The 15,116-nt window shown below is 68.7% G+C and carries 15 protein-coding genes; 4 read left to right on the top strand and 11 right to left on the bottom strand.

Annotated features, from left to right (window positions below):
- Positions 1 to 13: 13 nt before the first annotated feature.
- The 3 genes from LV780_RS00190 to LV780_RS00180 all read right to left on the bottom strand — a co-directional run bounded on the left by LV780_RS00190 (position 14) and on the right by LV780_RS00180 (position 2,666).
- Positions 14 to 826, bottom strand: a complete 813-nt coding sequence (locus tag LV780_RS00190) for a C40 family peptidase (RefSeq protein ID WP_108222198.1) — start codon at positions 824 to 826, stop codon at positions 14 to 16.
- Entirely contained in the window at positions 826 to 2,211 is a 1,386-nt protein-coding gene (locus LV780_RS00185) for a leucyl aminopeptidase family protein (RefSeq protein ID WP_108222196.1), read from the bottom strand. The genes LV780_RS00190 and LV780_RS00185 overlap by 1 nt, the downstream gene beginning before the upstream one ends.
- A gap of 71 nt (positions 2,212 to 2,282) precedes the next feature.
- Positions 2,283 to 2,666: a hypothetical protein gene (locus LV780_RS00180; protein ID WP_044247606.1), complete on the bottom strand. Its 384-nt coding sequence runs from the start codon at positions 2,664 to 2,666 to the stop codon at positions 2,283 to 2,285.
- Positions 2,667 to 2,806: 140 nt separating this feature from the next.
- On the opposite strand from LV780_RS00180, the gene LV780_RS00175 reads away from it, so the two are divergent.
- A complete protein-coding gene (locus tag LV780_RS00175) occupies positions 2,807 to 3,451 on the top strand; it encodes a carbonic anhydrase (protein ID WP_108222194.1) in 645 nt (214 codons plus the stop codon).
- A 16-nt stretch (positions 3,452 to 3,467) separates the two neighbouring features.
- On the opposite strand, the gene LV780_RS00170 is transcribed toward LV780_RS00175, so the two are convergent.
- The 6 genes from LV780_RS00170 to LV780_RS00145 all read right to left on the bottom strand — a co-directional run bounded on the left by LV780_RS00170 (position 3,468) and on the right by LV780_RS00145 (position 9,446).
- The gene (locus LV780_RS00170) at positions 3,468 to 4,058 is read right to left on the bottom strand and encodes a hypothetical protein (protein ID WP_108222192.1); all 591 of its coding nucleotides are present in this window, start codon (positions 4,056 to 4,058) and stop codon (positions 3,468 to 3,470) included.
- A gap of 4 nt (positions 4,059 to 4,062) precedes the next feature.
- Positions 4,063 to 5,085, bottom strand: a complete 1,023-nt coding sequence (locus LV780_RS00165) for an aspartate-semialdehyde dehydrogenase (RefSeq protein WP_011907104.1) — start codon at positions 5,083 to 5,085, stop codon at positions 4,063 to 4,065.
- 113 nt (positions 5,086 to 5,198) lie between these two features.
- On the bottom strand, positions 5,199 to 5,825 hold the full coding sequence (locus tag LV780_RS00160) for a glycosyltransferase family 29 protein (RefSeq protein WP_108222190.1): 627 nt from the start codon (positions 5,823 to 5,825) through the stop codon (positions 5,199 to 5,201).
- On the bottom strand, positions 5,822 to 6,856 hold the full coding sequence (locus tag LV780_RS00155; protein ID WP_108222188.1) for a glycosyltransferase family 4 protein: 1,035 nt from the start codon (positions 6,854 to 6,856) through the stop codon (positions 5,822 to 5,824). Before LV780_RS00155 ends, LV780_RS00160 begins: the two co-directional genes overlap by 4 nt.
- 48 nt (positions 6,857 to 6,904) lie before the next feature.
- Positions 6,905 to 8,077 (bottom strand): MFS transporter, encoded by a 1,173-nt coding sequence (locus tag LV780_RS00150; RefSeq protein WP_108222187.1) that lies wholly within the window; start codon positions 8,075 to 8,077, stop codon positions 6,905 to 6,907.
- 130 nt (positions 8,078 to 8,207) lie between these two features.
- Positions 8,208 to 9,446 carry an MFS transporter gene (locus tag LV780_RS00145; protein WP_108222185.1) on the bottom strand — a complete coding sequence of 413 codons (1,239 nt, stop codon included), beginning with the start codon at positions 9,444 to 9,446 and terminating at the stop codon, positions 8,208 to 8,210.
- Positions 9,447 to 9,742: 296 nt separating this feature from the next.
- Between LV780_RS00145 and LV780_RS00140 the strand changes: the two genes are divergently transcribed.
- Positions 9,743 to 11,353, top strand: coding sequence for an alpha-amylase family glycosyl hydrolase (locus LV780_RS00140; protein ID WP_101341038.1), 1,611 nt, complete (start codon positions 9,743 to 9,745; stop codon positions 11,351 to 11,353).
- Here LV780_RS00140 and LV780_RS00135 read toward each other — a convergent pair.
- Together LV780_RS00135 and LV780_RS00130 are read right to left on the bottom strand one after the other, a co-directional pair.
- A complete protein-coding gene (locus LV780_RS00135) occupies positions 11,311 to 12,234 on the bottom strand; it encodes a 2-dehydro-3-deoxygalactonokinase (RefSeq protein ID WP_108222177.1) in 924 nt (307 codons plus the stop codon). The genes LV780_RS00140 and LV780_RS00135 overlap by 43 nt on opposite strands.
- Positions 12,231 to 13,016 carry an SDR family NAD(P)-dependent oxidoreductase gene (locus LV780_RS00130; RefSeq protein WP_108222175.1) on the bottom strand — a complete coding sequence of 262 codons (786 nt, stop codon included), beginning with the start codon at positions 13,014 to 13,016 and terminating at the stop codon, positions 12,231 to 12,233. The genes LV780_RS00135 and LV780_RS00130 overlap by 4 nt, the downstream gene beginning before the upstream one ends.
- Before the next feature lie 192 nt (positions 13,017 to 13,208).
- Here LV780_RS00130 and pncA point away from each other — a divergent pair, with 192 nt between their 5' ends.
- Both pncA and pncB read left to right on the top strand, forming a co-directional pair.
- Positions 13,209 to 13,814: a bifunctional nicotinamidase/pyrazinamidase gene (gene pncA, locus LV780_RS00125; protein WP_101341035.1), complete on the top strand. Its 606-nt coding sequence runs from the start codon at positions 13,209 to 13,211 to the stop codon at positions 13,812 to 13,814.
- A 1-nt stretch (position 13,815) separates the two neighbouring features.
- Positions 13,816 to 15,108, top strand: coding sequence for a nicotinate phosphoribosyltransferase (gene pncB, locus LV780_RS00120; protein WP_108222173.1), 1,293 nt, complete (start codon positions 13,816 to 13,818; stop codon positions 15,106 to 15,108).
- Positions 15,109 to 15,116 lie beyond the last annotated feature (8 nt).

Below are 15,116 nucleotides of genomic sequence, written 5' to 3'. Positions count from 1 at the left end.
TCGCCCGCGCGCTTCAGGGCCTGCGGCGGGCCAGAACCGGCCCCTCTCCCGCCGCGGCGATCCGGGCAATGGCAGCCTCGATCTCTTCCTCGATCACACCCATCACATAGCCCGTGGCATGGATCATCCGCCGCGCGTCGATGGCCAGGGCGACATGGCCCTTCCAGAACAGAAGGTCGCCCGCCTGCAACTCGCCCGTGACCTCGGAGCCGACCGCCTGCTGCAGGTCGCTGTCGCCCGGGCACTCGATCCCGCAGGCCAGCAGCGCCGCCTGCGCCAGACCCGAGCAGTCGATCCCGGCCCGGCTGTTTCCGCCCCAGAGATAGGGCGTGCCGTGGAACAGCCGCGCCACCGCCACCGGGTCGGAATGGAGCCGATCCACCGGCCACAGATGTCGCGCCGGCACCCAACCAAATGTCGTTTCGAAGAAATTTCGCGCTTCGCCAATGACCGTCAGCCGCGCACCGAAGCTGAGGGCCCCGATCTCGTGCGCCTGCACCCGCGGCTCGGGGTAGAGATGGCTGGCGGGAACGGCAACGTGGTGCGTGGCTGTCTCGGGCGCGGCCAGCGCCGCCTCGGGCAGCCAGCCGCAGTAGCCGTCCCTGTCGGCGCGGCCGAAGGCATGACCCTCGCGCCGGTCGATCACGAGAAACCTCTCGCCCAGCAGGAGCTGTCGGTCCCGCGGACCCTCGGGATGCGCCAGCAGATCGACCAGCGGGATCCCCACCTGCGCAGGCTCTCCTTCGGTGAAACGCGCGGCCGCCACCTGCCCCTTCAGCGCGACATGGGCCACCTCGCCGCTGTAGGGCGTCGTCCGGCGGTCCATCACAGGCCCAGCATCTGCGGCAGGGCAGTGAGGATCGCCCGCGCGCCCTGCCCCACCCCGCCCTTCGGCCGCGCCGGCGCATCGGACGGTGTGTGGCCGTAGATGTCGAAATGCATGTAACGCGGATTCTCGACGAAGCGGCGCAGGAAGAGCGCCGCGGTGATCGAGCCCGCAAAACCGCCCGAAGGGGCATTGTCGAGATCGGCGATGCCGGGCTCGATCAGCGGCTCGTAGGGGTCCCAGAAGGGCAGGCGCCAGACCGGATCGCAGGCCGGGCCGGCGGCCGCCTGCAGCGCGGCGGCCAGACCGTCGTCGTCGGTGTAGAAGGGCGCGAGATCGGGACCGACCGCCACCCGCGCCGCGCCCGTCAGCGTCGCCATCGAGACGATGAGGTCAGCCTCCTCCTCGTCGGCCAGCGCCAAAGCATCGGCGAGGATCAGCCGCCCCTCGGCGTCGGTGTTGTTCACCTCGACCGTCAGCCCCTTGCGCGAGGTCAGGATGTCCCGCGGCCGCATCGCAGTGCCGGATATGGCATTTTCCACCGCTGGCACCAGCACGCGCAACCGCACGGGCAGGTCGAGCGCCATGATCATCTGCGCAAGCCCCATGACGGTCGCGGCCCCGCCCATGTCCTTCTTCATCAGAAGCATGCCGGCTGAGGGCTTGATGTCGAGCCCACCCGTATCGAAGCAGACGCCCTTGCCCACCAGCGTCACGCGCGGCCCGCGCTCGCCCCAGCGCAGTTCCATCAGCCGGGGTTCGCGCGGAGAGGCGCGGCCGACGGCGTGGATCATCGGCAGGTTCCGCTCGAGCAGCCTGTCGCCGCGGATCACCACGGATTCCGCCCCGAAGCGATCGCCGAGCGCGAGGAAGGCCGCTTCAAGCTCCTGCGGTCCGAGGTCGGACGCGGGCGTGTTGATCAGGTCACGGGTCAGCATCTCGGCCTCGGCCATGGCGAGAAGCCGCGCGCCGTCGCAACCCTCGGGCAGCTTGAGCCGCGCCTTGGGCGGAGTGCTGCTGCTGCGATAGCGCGTGAAGGCGTAGGTGGAGAGGAGCCAGCCGAGGACGGCCTCATCGGCGGCCTCGGGCGAGAGATCCCCCTCGAGGTGCCAGTCGCCTGCGGGCAATGCCGACAGGCCGCGGGCAAGTCCGAAGCGGCTGCGCGCACGGGCCCTTGCGGTGCCCGAACCCAGAACGGCCGCAGCGATCGTGCCATCGGGCGCGGGCAGCAGCCGCACCTCACCCAGTCCCGCCTCGAAGCCGGTCTCCGACAGCCACATGCGGACCGGCTCGGGCCGGGCGGCGAGCCATGCGGCGAATGCGTCGGACGCAACGACATGGACCGGGCGCGAGGCCGCGGCGGGATCAGCGAAGGCGAGGGACATGGGTGCGTTCCACCAGGCAGGGCAATCGCGCCGAGCCTAGCCGTTCCAGCGCCACCCGCAAGTCCCGGCGCCTAGAGGCTCTGGTCGAGCAGGTCCTTGTCGGAGGCGAGCGAGCGTTCCGCCACCCTGAGCAACCGGGCCCAGATCGCGGCAAAGGCGGTGGTGTCCCCGGTCTCGAACACGCTGCGCGCATCCGCCGCAACGAGCCCCAGGCTCACCATCCCGAGGTTCTCGGACATGCGTTGCAGCCGCCGCAGGCGGCGCGGAAGATCGACCAGATCGCGGTTCTTCACCTGCTGCGAGAGGGTCGCGATGGTCAGGGCAAGCTCTCCCAGAGCCCGATTGACCACCTGCTCTGCCGCTTTCGTGCCCATGTCCCGATACATGGCGGCAATCGGCTCTGCGTCCTGTCGCACGCGATCCACCGGCCGCAAGGCCGTTATCATGCAGGTCATCACACCTACCCCCAGTTTCACACCCGGTCCCAACCTGCAGCCGACTGCTGAACAAAAGGTTGCGGTGCGCTGAAGAAATCCCTCGAATTTTCCGGGGCCGCCCCCTATTCAGTCGCGTGGACCCGACTGAGGACGATGCGATGCACAATGCGAGGCCGCTTCCGAACTACCTTGTCCAGCGCTTCCACGGCTGGCGCGCGACCACCTTTGCCGACAACAAGGCCTGGTATCGCCGACTGTCCGAAAGCGGGCAGCATCCGCGCGCCATGGTGATCTCGTGCTGCGACTCGCGCGTGCATGTGACCTCGATCTTCGGCGCGGACGAGGGCGAGTTCTTCATCCACCGCAACATCGCCAATCTCGTGCCGCCCTACCGCCCCGACGGGCAGCAGCATGGCACCTCGGCCGCGGTGGAATATGCGGTCACCGCGCTCAAGGTCGCGCATATCGTGGTGCTGGGCCATTCGAACTGCGGCGGCGTCAAGGGATGCCACGACATGTGCTCGGGGGCGGCGCCGCAGCTCGAGGAAACCTCGAGCTTCGTCGGCCGGTGGATGGACATCCTGCGCCCCGGCTACGAGCGGGTGAAGGACCTGCCCGAAGACCAGCGGATCACCGCGCTGGAGAAGGAGGCCGTTCTGGTCAGCATCGGCAACCTGATGAGCTTTCCCTTCGTGCGCGAGGCGGTCGAGCAGGAAGTGCTGACCCTCCACGCGCTCTGGACCCACATCGGCGACGGCTCGCTCGAGCAATACATGCCCGGTCAGGGCTTCATTCAGGTGTAAGACCCGGACTGCGGCGTCAGAAGGACGAGCGCAGCCCCAGCACCAGTCCGTTCGACGACCCGCCCTCACCGATCGCGCCGTAGGCGTCCGATCGGTGATGGATGCGGGCGAACAGGCTGCAGCAGTCGCGGCTTCGCGACCGGTGCTCGACTTCGGCGAACCAGTAGACCTGAGCCTTCTGCGCCTCGCCTCCGCGCATCTTTTCAAGCGCGGGGGGCTTGTCGGCCAGCGAGGGGCCGATCCCGAAGGCCGCCGTGTCGAAGAGACCGAGCAGCGGCTCCTCGGGGACCAGCCGGGCGGTGACGGGAAGGTTGAATTCCCAATTCGACTGCACCCCGGCGTGGCGGACGATCTGGAACTCCACCTCCCAGCGGATCTCGCCGAAGCGGGTCTCGAAGCCGCGCCCCAGCGGCTGGGTCAGGGCGACGCCGAGGAAGCCGGGATCCTGCGGATCGGTCTCCCACGGCGTCAGGAAGTAGTCTTCCCAGGTGTTGTCGGTCAGGATGCCGGCGAAGAGGCTGTAGGACCGCCGCTCCTCGCCGGAGGCGGCAGGAGCGAGGAGGACGAGAGCCAGAACCGCCGCTGCCCGCCAACCCGCTCGCACCATGCGTTCACCCCTTCTTCAGGCAACGGTTGCCCAGCACCTCGGCGATCTGCACCGCGTTCAGCGCGGCCCCCTTGCGCAGGTTGTCCGACACGCACCAGAGGTTCAGGCCGTTGTCGAGCGTCGAATCCTGCCGGATGCGGCTGATGTAGGTGGCATAATCGCCCACGCATTCCACGGGCGTAATGTAGCCGCCGGCCTCGCGCTTGTCGACCACCAGAACACCCGGAGCCTCGCGCAGGATGTCCCGGGCCTCCTCCTCGTCGAGGAAGTCCTCGAACTCGATGTTGATCGACTCGGAATGGCCCACGAACACCGGCACGCGGACGCAGGTCGCCGTGACCTTCACCTTGGGGTCGAGGATCTTCTTCGTCTCGGCCACCATCTTCCACTCTTCCTTGGTGGAGCCGTCCTCCATGAAGCTGTCGATGTGGGGGATCACGTTGAAGGCGATCTGCTTGGTGAATTTCTCGGGCGCGACCTCCTGACCGGGGACATAGATGCCCTTGGTCTGGTTCCACAGCTCGTCGATACCGGCCTTGCCCGCGCCGGAGACGGACTGGTAGGTCGAGACCACCACGCGCTTGATCCTCGCCCGGTCGTGCAGCGGCTTCAGCGCCACCACCATCTGCGCGGTCGAGCAGTTGGGGTTCGCGATGATGTTCTTGGCCTTGTAGCCCTCGATCGCGTCGGCGTTCACCTCGGGCACGATCAGCGGCACCTGCGGGTCGTAGCGGTAGAGCGACGAGTTGTCGATCACCACGCAGCCGGCGGCCGCGGCCTTGGGCGCATAGACTTTCGTCGCCTCCGAGCCCACGGCGAACAGCGCGATGTCCCAGCCGGTGAAGTCGAACGTGTCGAGGTCCTTGGTCGTCAGGGTCTTGTCGCCAAAGCTCACCTCGGTGCCGAGCGACTTGCGGCTCGCGAGAGCGGCAATCTCATCCACCGGAAACTCGCGCTCGGCGAGGATGTTCAGCATTTCACGGCCCACGTTGCCCGTGGCACCCGCGACGACGACCCTGTAGCCCATCGGGGACCCCTTCTCATGTCGGAATGACGCGCCCCCATAGCGCAAGCGGGGTCAGGGGGGAAGCAAATTCGGGCCGGGCGGGCTTGCGGCGCAAGGGATGCGCCAACCTGGCCTCAGCCCTCGGGCCTGCGCAGCGCAAAGCGCGGATCGGTCTCGAGCAGCGCCTGCACGAAGCGCCCCTCGGCCGCGAAATCGTGGGGCACCTGCGCCGCCGTCCGGCTGCCCGTCAGCGAGAGGCTTGCGAAGAAGTCGAACCCGTAGAGCGTGACCGAGGCGGCACGGCTCCGTGCCAGCAGGTCGATCATCATCAACCCGGTCGAGGGCGGTGCCCCCAGGCGGCGCCGGAGGTGGCCGTAATCGCTCAAGGGGTGCAGGTAGAACCCCCTCCGGCTCGCCACATGCCACGGCAGCCGCTTGCGCTTGTGCGACATCCACAGCGTCAGATGCGGGGCCAGCCCCTCCAGCGCCTCGCGCGGGAGCGAGGTGGCCAGCGCCAGCGCATCCGTCCGGGTCCCGTGGCTCTGCGTGGAGGGCATCGGCGCCCGGTTCAGCCGGATCACGAGGTCGGCCGCGTCGATCTCGTCGCCAAAGGAGGCGCCGGTGAGGCTCCGCGCGTTGCCCACCAGCGCGATCCGTTCGGTGGCAAAGCGGGCCAGCAGCGCCTCTTCCGACAGCGACAGCGCCGACAGGGCGGCCTCCCGCCGCAGGGTCCGGGCCAGAAGGAAGGCCAGCCGGTTCATGCAAGAAGCCTCCGGTAAAGGGCGACCAGCGCCGCCGCCTCGTCCTCGATGCGGAAGCCTGCAAGGGTGCGGGCGCGCGCGGCCTCGGCCATGCGGGCGCGCAGCGGGCCATCGTCGAGCAGCGCCGCCACCTCGGACACCATGGTCTCCAGATCGCCCGGCGGCACGAGGCGGCCGGTCTCGTCGCTCAGCAGTTCCTCGAAGGCGCCGACGCGGGTCGCAACGACCGGCACACCGCAGGCCATCGCCTCGATCGGGGTCAGACCGAACCCTTCCCACCGCTGCGGCGCCACATAGAGGTCGAGCGCCCGATACCAGTCGGGCATCCGGTCCACCGTCACCTCCGGCCGGAAGAGGATGCGCTCGGCCAGCCCCGCCTGCGCAACCTCGGCCTTGAGCCCATCGAGGAAGGCCTGATGCTCGCCCACCGCGCGCCCCATCACCACCGCGGCCACGCCCGGCCGGTCCGGCAAGAGGCGCATCATGGCGCGCACGAAGACATCCGTGCCCTTCTGGGCGCGGATGCGACCGTAGCAGCCCACCAGCACCGCCTCGGGCAGGCCCAGCCGCGCCCGCACCTCGGCGCGGTCTCCCGGCCGGAAGGTTCCGGTGTCGATCCCGTGCAGGATCACCTCGCACGGCCGCTCGAGATACGAGGCCGAGCGCCGCGAGGTGGCAACCAGCGCATCCATCCGCCCGATCAGCCAGCGTGTGTAGCCGGTGTGGCGCCGCTGCGAGGCCGTGGTGAACAGCAGCTTCAGCCGGCGCCGCAGCACATGCCGCAGCAAAAGGCCCATCAGCATCTCGGTGTTGCGCCGCGCGTGCCAGACGCGCCAGCGGTCGCGCGGCAGGAACGGCAGGCGCCACAGGGGCAGGTGCGGGATCCCGGCCGGCAGGCCCGGACCCGTCGCCACGATGCCGATCATCGACGCCTGCACCGGCACGAGCCGCGCGATGGTGGCCGTCACCCCCGACAGGCGGCGCTTGAGGTTGGGCGCGATGACCTCGATCCGTTCGGGCTGCACTGCCATGTCTCCTCCCTGCGCCTCTGGTTAGCGCAGGACGCACCGGACGGGAAGTCAGTCCGTCCGGTCGCCGCTGAAGGCATAGACGGCGCAGCCCGCCAGGATGAAGAGCGCGAAGAAGAGGAAGAGGGCCTCATAGGGCGCCTCGGGCGGCACCGGCGCCACCGCGCCGTGCACCGCGCCCGTCGCGAACTGCATGATCCCGGGCGAGGCGATCCCGAAGAAGTTCAGCAGCGTCACCCCCCGCCCCATCAGATGCGGCGGCACGAAGGCGCGCCCGTGGGCGATCACCATCGGGAAGGAGGCGCCAAAGAGCCCGATCCCCGCAAAGAGCAGCAGCCCCGTCCAGCCGCCCGCCACAGGCCAGATCCAGAGCGCGATCAGGCACAGCGCCGCCAGCAGGTTTCCGCCAAGGATCAGCCCCTTGCGCGTGCCGAGCAGCCGGTCGAGTGGCCCGTAGGCAAAGCTGCCCGCCACCATGGCCAGCCCCATGACCAGCGTCGCCCGCCCGATCTCGACCGCCGAGGCGCCGAAGACATCGGCGTAATAGGGTCCGATCCACAGCCCCCGCAGCCCCGCCGCCGGGGCATAGCAGACGACCATCATGATCAGCACGGGCCAGAGCGCCGGCATCCGCAGAAGCTGCCAGAGCGACCCGTTCGCAGACCCTTCGATGCGGCCCGGATCGCGCACCAGAAGCCCGATGGCCCCCGCAACCCCCAGGGTCACGCCCGCCAGCGCAAACAGCGTCTCGCGCCAGCCGAAGGCCTCGACGGCCCAGGCGAGCGGAACCGACCCCGCGATGTTGCCGAGGCTTCCGATCCCCACCACGGCGGCGGCAAGCGTGCCGAAGACCGCCGGGCTGTAGCTGCGCGCAAAGATGTAGTAGCTGGCCATCAGCACCGGCGAGCAGCCGATCCCGATCAGCGCCATCGCGGCGAGGATCGCCGCCGGCCCCTGGGCCATGCCGAAAACCAGCGCGCCGCCCGCGCCGCCCGCCCCCAGCAGCACCATCGAGGTGAGCCGCGGCCCCACACGGTCCAGCGCCCAGCCCACCGGGAACTGCATCAGCGCGAAGGCCAGGAACCAGATGCCCGAGGCCGCCGCCAGATCCTCGGACGTCGCGCCCAGCTCGGTCTTCAGGACGGGCGTCAGCACCGCCAGGAAGGCGCGGTAGAACTGGCTCAGCACATAGGCCAGCACAAGGCAGGCAATTCCGGCGCGCATGACGTCTCCTCCAGGGCGGACCGAGGTATATCCGGCGCGGCGGCAGGGGCAAGGACCTGCCCCTCGGGCCCATGTCGTTCGCGCTTCGTGAAACCGGCACGCTGCGGCGCCATGCGGGGCAAGGCGCCTCTCAGGCCGGCTGCAGGGCCGGCGCGCGATTCTCGCGGATCGGCAGATGGACGATGGCCGAGAAGGCGCCGACGCCCACCCCGATCCACCAGACCAGCGTGTAGTCGCCCGTCATGTCGTACATCCGCCCGCCCAGCCAGACCCCCATGAAACTCCCGAGCTGGTGGCTGAGGAAGACGAACCCGTAGAGCGTGCCCATGTAGCGCAACCCATAGAGGTGGGCTACGAGACCGCTGGTCAGGGGCACCGTCGCCAGCCACAGCGCCCCCATCGACAGCGAGAAGACGAGCACCGTGGCGGGCGTCATCGGCAGCAGGATGAAGAGCGCGGCGGCGATGGTCCGGCCGGTGTAGATCGCCGCCAGCAGGTACTTCTTGGAATAGCGTTTGCCGAGCCAGCCGGCCGTGATCGTGCCCACGATGTTGGCCAGCCCGATCAGCGAGATCGCCACCGCCCCCAGGGCCGAGGTCGTGGTAATCCCCAACGCCGCCAGCGGCCCGCGCGGATCGATCGCCCCGCACATCTCGGTCACGAAGGCCGGGAAGTGGGCGGTGATGAAGGCCAGCTGGTAGCCGCAGGAAAAGAAGCCCACGAAGATCAGCGTGTAGGACGGGTCGCGAAAGGCGCGCAGCACCACCTGCCCCAGCGATTCCTCCAGTTCAGCCTTCGAGGCCGTCACCGGCGAGCGCATGAAGGGCAGCGCGAACAGCGCCAGCAGGATCACCGCCGCAAAGATCAGGAACACCACCTGCCACGAATAGAAGCCCAGCAGGATCTCGGCCACGGGGGCCCCGAACACCTGCCCCGCCGATCCCGCCGCCGTGGCGATGCCCAGCGCAAGCGAGCGGTTCTCGGGAGCCGCGGCCCGGCCGACCACGGCCAGGATCACGCCAAAGCCCGTGCCCGCGATCCCGAACCCCACCAGAACCTCGAGGACCTGGTGCTGGAGAGGCGTCACGGCAAAGCTCGACAGCACCAGCCCCGCCGCATACATCAGGGCCCCGGCCACGATCGCCCGCCGGTCGCCGAACTTCTCGGCCAGCATGCCGAAGATCGGCTGCCCGATGCCCCAGGCCAGGTTCTGGATCGCGATCGCCATCGAGAAATCCGCGCGCAGCCAGCCGAACTCTTCGGCGATGGGGATCTGAAACACACCAAAGCTGGCGCGGATCGCGAAGCCGAGCATCAGGATGATGCAGCCCGAGATCAGGACGGGCGTGAAGATCGGAGCTTTGGTCATGAAGGGTCCGGGCAGGCTGGAGAGCGGGCGCGAAGCCTGCGCCGCGCCCCGAACCCCCGTCAAACGCTATTTCCTGATGACACCTTTGACATTCCGTGATGTGGCAGCCGGGCCGGCCGCAACCCCTGTCCGCGCCCTTCATTCTGGCCCAAATATCCTCGGGGGAGCCATCCCGCAGGGATGGCCGGGGGCAGACAGCCCCCGCCTCCGCCGGCACCGGGCGGTCGGCATGGGGATCTCGGCGGGAACCCACGCCCGGCCGGTCGCTTGACACCGGAACAACCGAAGGAGGCAGCATGTCGGACTGGTGGCGCGGCTCGGTGACCTATCAGATCTATCCACGTTCGTTCCAGGACTCGAACGGCGACGGTGTGGGCGACCTGCGCGGCATTCACGAGCGGCTCGATCATGTGGCCTGGCTCGGCGCCGACGCGATCTGGCTTTCCCCGTTCTTTCCCTCGCCCATGGACGACATGGGCTACGACGTCTCGGACTATACCGGCATCGACCCGCTCTTCGGCCGGATGGAGGATTTCGACGCGCTTCTCGCCCGGGCTCACGAGCTGGGCCTCAAGGTCATCATTGACCAGGTCCTCAGCCACTCCTCCTCGCGACATCCCTTCTTTCAGGAAAGCCGGCAGAGCCGCGACAATCCGAAGTCGGAATGGTATGTCTGGGCGGATCCGCAGCCCGACGGCAGCCCGCCGAACAACTGGCTCTCGGTCTTCGGCGGCTCCGCCTGGGAGTGGGACGCGCAGCGGCGGCAATATTACCTGCACAATTTCCTGACCACCCAGCCCGACTTCAACTTTCACAACCCCGAGGTGCAGGACTGGCTGCTCGAGCAGATGCGCTTCTGGCTCGAACGCGGCGTGGACGGCTTCCGCCTCGACACGGTGAATTTCTACTTCCACGACGCCGACCTCAGGTCGAACCGGCCGAACCCGCAGAACGGACCCGTCCCGCCGGTCAATCCCTACGACATGCAGGACCACGCCTTCTCGAAATCCCGTGACGAGAACATCGCCTTCCTGCTCAGGATGCGGAAGCTTCTCGATGAATATCCCGACCGGACCATGGTGGGCGAGGTGGCCGACGGGCTTCGCGGGCTGTCGATCATCGCCGAATACACCAGCGGGAACGACCGGCTCCACATGGCCTACACGTTCGAAATGCTCTCGCGCACCTTCACCGCCGGGCATTTCCGCAGCCGGATCGAGGAATTCTTCGCCACCGCCCCGCACGGCTGGCCCTGCTGGGCCTTTTCCAACCATGACGTCGTGCGCCACGTCACCCGCTGGGCCGGGCACGGCGCCTCCGACGATGTGGCGCGGCTTGCGGCGGCGATGCTGCTGTCGTTCGAGGGGTCGGTCAGCCTCTATCAGGGCGAGGAACTCGGCCAGACCGAGACCGAGCTTCTCTACGAGGAACTCACCGACCCGCCCGGCCTGCGCTTCTGGCCCGAGGACAAGGGCCGCGATGGATGCCGGACGCCGATGGTGTGGGACGGTGGGCCGCACGGAGGCTTCACCTCCGGCAAGCCCTGGCTGCCCGTGAAGCCGCCGCAGCTTGCGCGGAACGTGGCCGCGCAGAAGGGCGTGGCGGGCTCGGTGCTCGAGACCTACCGCGCGCTCCTGCAGTTCCGCCGGAGCGAACCCGCCCTCATCCGGGGGAAGAGCCACTTCTTCGACCTGCCCGAGCCCGTCCTCGGCTTCACCCGCAGCCATGAGGGACGCACCCTTGCCTGCCTGTTCAATCTCGACACGGCGCCCGCAACCCTGACCGTCCCCGGCCACGGCGGGCTCGTGGGGCCCTCGCAGGCGGCGCGGATCGAGGGGGATCGCCTGACGCTGGGCGCGAACGGCTACGCCTTCCTGCCGGTGCCCGAAACCGCCGTCGTCAGCTGACCGATCGCGGCGGCGAGGCCGCCCAGCGTGCAGGCCCGAGCCGGCAGGAGGCGGGCCTGCACGCCTTGCGCGGCGAGGGCCGCGGCATAACGCTCGGCCAGCCCCTCGTCCGCCACCAGCACCACCGGCTGGCCGAGCCAGTAGCTGCGCGCTCCCACCAGTTCGAGCCCGATCAGCAGCCCCGAGAGGCGCGCCCGCGCGGACGCAGGGGGCAGATCCTGCAAGAGCCCCTCGGCGCGAAGGGCAAAGAGCTTGGAGCCAAGCTTCTGCGGATGGGACATCCCGTCCGATACGGCGGCGAGGAAAACATCCGCGTCCCAGCCCTCGCCGACCAGACCCTGCCGCAGCACCGACTGTTCCGACAGAAGGGCAAAAAGCTCTCCGGTCAGGAAGCTGCGGAAGCTGACCACCTCGCTGGCCGAGACCTGCACCCATTTGGAATGGGTTCCGGGCAGACAGATCACGCCGTCGAAGTCTCCCAGCACCGCCAGCGCGCCGGCAATCTGCGTCTCTTCCCCCCGCATCACGTCGGCCGGCCGCGACTGAGCGAGGCCGGGCACGATGCGGACCGAGATCCGTGCATCCTCGGCCGCAACCGGCACCAGCGACTGCGGATCGACCGGGGCGCAGGGCAGCATCCGGTAGGGCGCCTCGTGCCAGCCCCGCCGCGCCCCGGCCATGCCGCAGATCACCACGGGCACCGCCTGTCCCTCGTCCAGCCACGGCCAGATCAGCCGCAGAAGCGCAATCTCGAACCCGCCCTCATCAAGCCGGGCCATGCCTTCGGCCGACTGCGCCTCGGCCAGCACGCCCTCCGCCCCCATCGCCCAGGCGCGCAGGCGGCTCGTCCCCCAGTCCACCGCGATCCAGTCGGGCCTCATCCCGTCACCACCACGCCACCGTCGATCACCAGCGCCTGCCCCGTCATCATCCGTGAGACGTCCGACGCAAGGAACAGCACGCCCCCCACGATGTCGTCGGGCTCCAGCGGATCCTTGAGGCACTGGCGGTCGAGATGGGCCTGCAACCCCTCCTCGGTCACCCAGAGGTCCTTTTGCCGCTCGGTCAACACCCATCCCGGCGCCAGCGCATTGACCCGGATCCGATCCGGCCCGAACTCGCGCGCGAGGCTGCGGGTCAGGCCGTTGATGCCGGAGTTGGCGGTCGTGTAGGCCGGATAGCCCGCATTGCCCATCATGTAGGAGATCGACGAGAAATTGATGATCGAGCCGCCACCCGCGGCCTTCATAGCCGGCACCACCGCCTGAGCGGCAAAGAAGTAGTGCCTGAGGTTCACCGCCATCGCCCGGTCCCAGTAGTCCTCGGTCACCTCGGCCGTCGTGTGACGTTCGTCGTGCGCCGCGCCGTTCACCAGAACCCGGATCGGTCCCTGCCGCTCGGCCGCCTCCGCCAGCGCCTCCCGCAGCGCCGGGATGTCGGTGACGTCACAGGGCAGGAACAGCGGCCGCGCGCCCGTCTCGTCCTCCATCCGGTCGCAGAAGTCGGTGGCATCCGAACGCTGCACGAAGGCGACCCGTGCACCCTGCCGAAGAAAGGCTTCGGTCACGGCCGCCCCGATCCCCGAGCCGCCGCCGGAAATGAAGACCGAGGCGCCGTGCAGATCCGGGAAAACGGGGTGCGAGGCTGTGTCGGCGTCTGTCACGGGGAACCTCCGGTCCGGGCACCGGCCCGGAAGCGGAGGCCGTGGCCGGGATTGGGCGGGAAAAGGGCTTCCTCTCCACATCTTGTCACCCAGGGCGGCGGCGTGCGTCAAGGCCGGCGCGGCATGCCCTCCATTGACCTCCGCGCCGGCACTCCTTAGCCCTTGGCAACGGAATTTCCTACGGAGGCGGACATGCGGCCCCTGACCGAAGCCCTCATCGTCATCGACGTGCAGAACGACTTCTGCCCGGGCGGGGCGCTTGCCGTCGCCGGAGGGGATGCGATCATCCCCCGCATCAACGCGCTCCTGCCGGAGTTCGGCGCGCGGATCTTCACGCAGGACTGGCACCCGGCCGATCATTCCTCCTTTGCCGCCAACCACGGCGCCGAGCCCTTCTCGCTGGTCGAGATGCCCTACGGTCCGCAGGTGCTCTGGCCCACCCATTGCGTGCAGGGCACGACGGGGGCCGAGTTTCACCCGGCGCTGGACACCGACCCCGCCGAACTCATCCTCCGCAAGGGGTTTCGCGCAGGCATCGACAGCTATTCGGCCTTTTTCGAGAACGACCGGACCACGCCCACCGGGCTCGAGGGCTACCTGCGCAGCCGCGGGATCGAGGCCGTGACGCTCGTGGGCCTCGCCACCGATTTCTGCGTGGCCTATTCCGCGCTCGACGCGGCGCGGCTGGGCTTCCGCGCGACGGTGCTCGAGAGCGCTTGCGCCGCCATCGACCTCAACGGCTCGCTTGCCGCGATCAAGGCGCAGATGGCCGCGGCCGGCGTCCGGCTGGAGGCCTGAGATGGTCGAGATTGCCACCCGCGTCTATAACCACAAGTGGAAGATCGACCCGATCGTCCGATCGCTGATCGACACCGACTTCTACAAGCTGCTGATGTGCCAGTCGGTGTTCCGCAACAAGCCGGACACGATCGTGCGCTTCAGCCTGATCAACCGCACCTCGTCGGTGCGGCTGGCCGAGCTGATCGACGAGGGCGAACTGCGCGAGCAGCTCGACCACATCCGCACCCTGCGGCTTTCCCGCGGCGAAAGCACCTTCCTGCGCGGCAACACCTTCTACGGCAAGCGCCAGATGTTCCGCCCCGACTTCATGGAGTGGTTCGAGAACCTGCGGATGCCGCCCTACCATCTGGAAAAGCGCGACGGGCAGTACGAGCTGACCTTTGAGGGCAAGTGGCCCGAGGTCATGCTGTGGGAGATCCCGGCGCTGGCCGTGCTGATGGAGCTGCGCTCGCGCGCGGTGCTGGCCACGCTGGGCCGGTTCGAGTTGCAGGTGCTCTATGCGCGGGCGATGACCAAGCTCTGGGAGAAGATCGAGCGGCTGAAGCGGATCGAGCGGCTGAAGATCGCCGATTTCGGCACGCGGCGGCGGCATTCGTTCCTGTGGCAGGACTGGTGCGTGCAGGCGATGATCGAGGGGCTGGGCGATGCCTTCACCGGCACCTCGAACTGCCTGATCGCCATGCGGCGCGAGGTCGAGGCGATCGGCACCAACGCGCACGAGCTGCCGATGGTCTATTCCGCCCTCGTCCGGACCGACGAGGAACTGGCCCGCGCGCCCTATCAGGTGCTGGCCGACTGGCACGAGGAGCATGACGGCAACCTGCGGATCATCCTGCCCGACACCTACGGCACCGAGGGCTTCCTGCAACGGGCGCCGGACTGGCTGTCGAAGTGGACGGGCATCCGCATCGATTCCGGCGACCCCGCCAAGGGCGCCGAGACCGCGATCCGCTGGTGGGAAAGCCACGGCGAGGATCCGCGCAAGAAGCTGGTGATCTTCTCGGACGGGCTCGATGTCGAGAAGATCGAGGAACTGCACCGCCAGTTCCACAACCGCGTGAAGGTCAGCTTTGGCTGGGGGACGATGTTCACCAACGACTTCCGCGGTCTGGTCCGGGACGACGCGCTCGCTCCCTTCAGCCTCGTCTGCAAGGCGGTGGCGGCGAACGGGCGGCCGACCGTCAAGCTGTCGGACAATCCGCTGAAGGCGATGGGGCCCGCCGACCAGATCGAGCGGTACAAGCGCGTGTTCGGCGTGGGCGAGCAGGTCGCCTACGAGGTCAAGGTCTGACCGCGAGG

This window comes from Cereibacter azotoformans (assembly GCF_021391315.1).
Taxonomy (GTDB): domain Bacteria; phylum Pseudomonadota; class Alphaproteobacteria; order Rhodobacterales; family Rhodobacteraceae; genus Cereibacter_A; species Cereibacter_A azotoformans.
The sequence above is the reverse complement of the archived record's forward strand: the minus strand, read 5'-3'. Positions and strand labels throughout refer to the sequence as shown.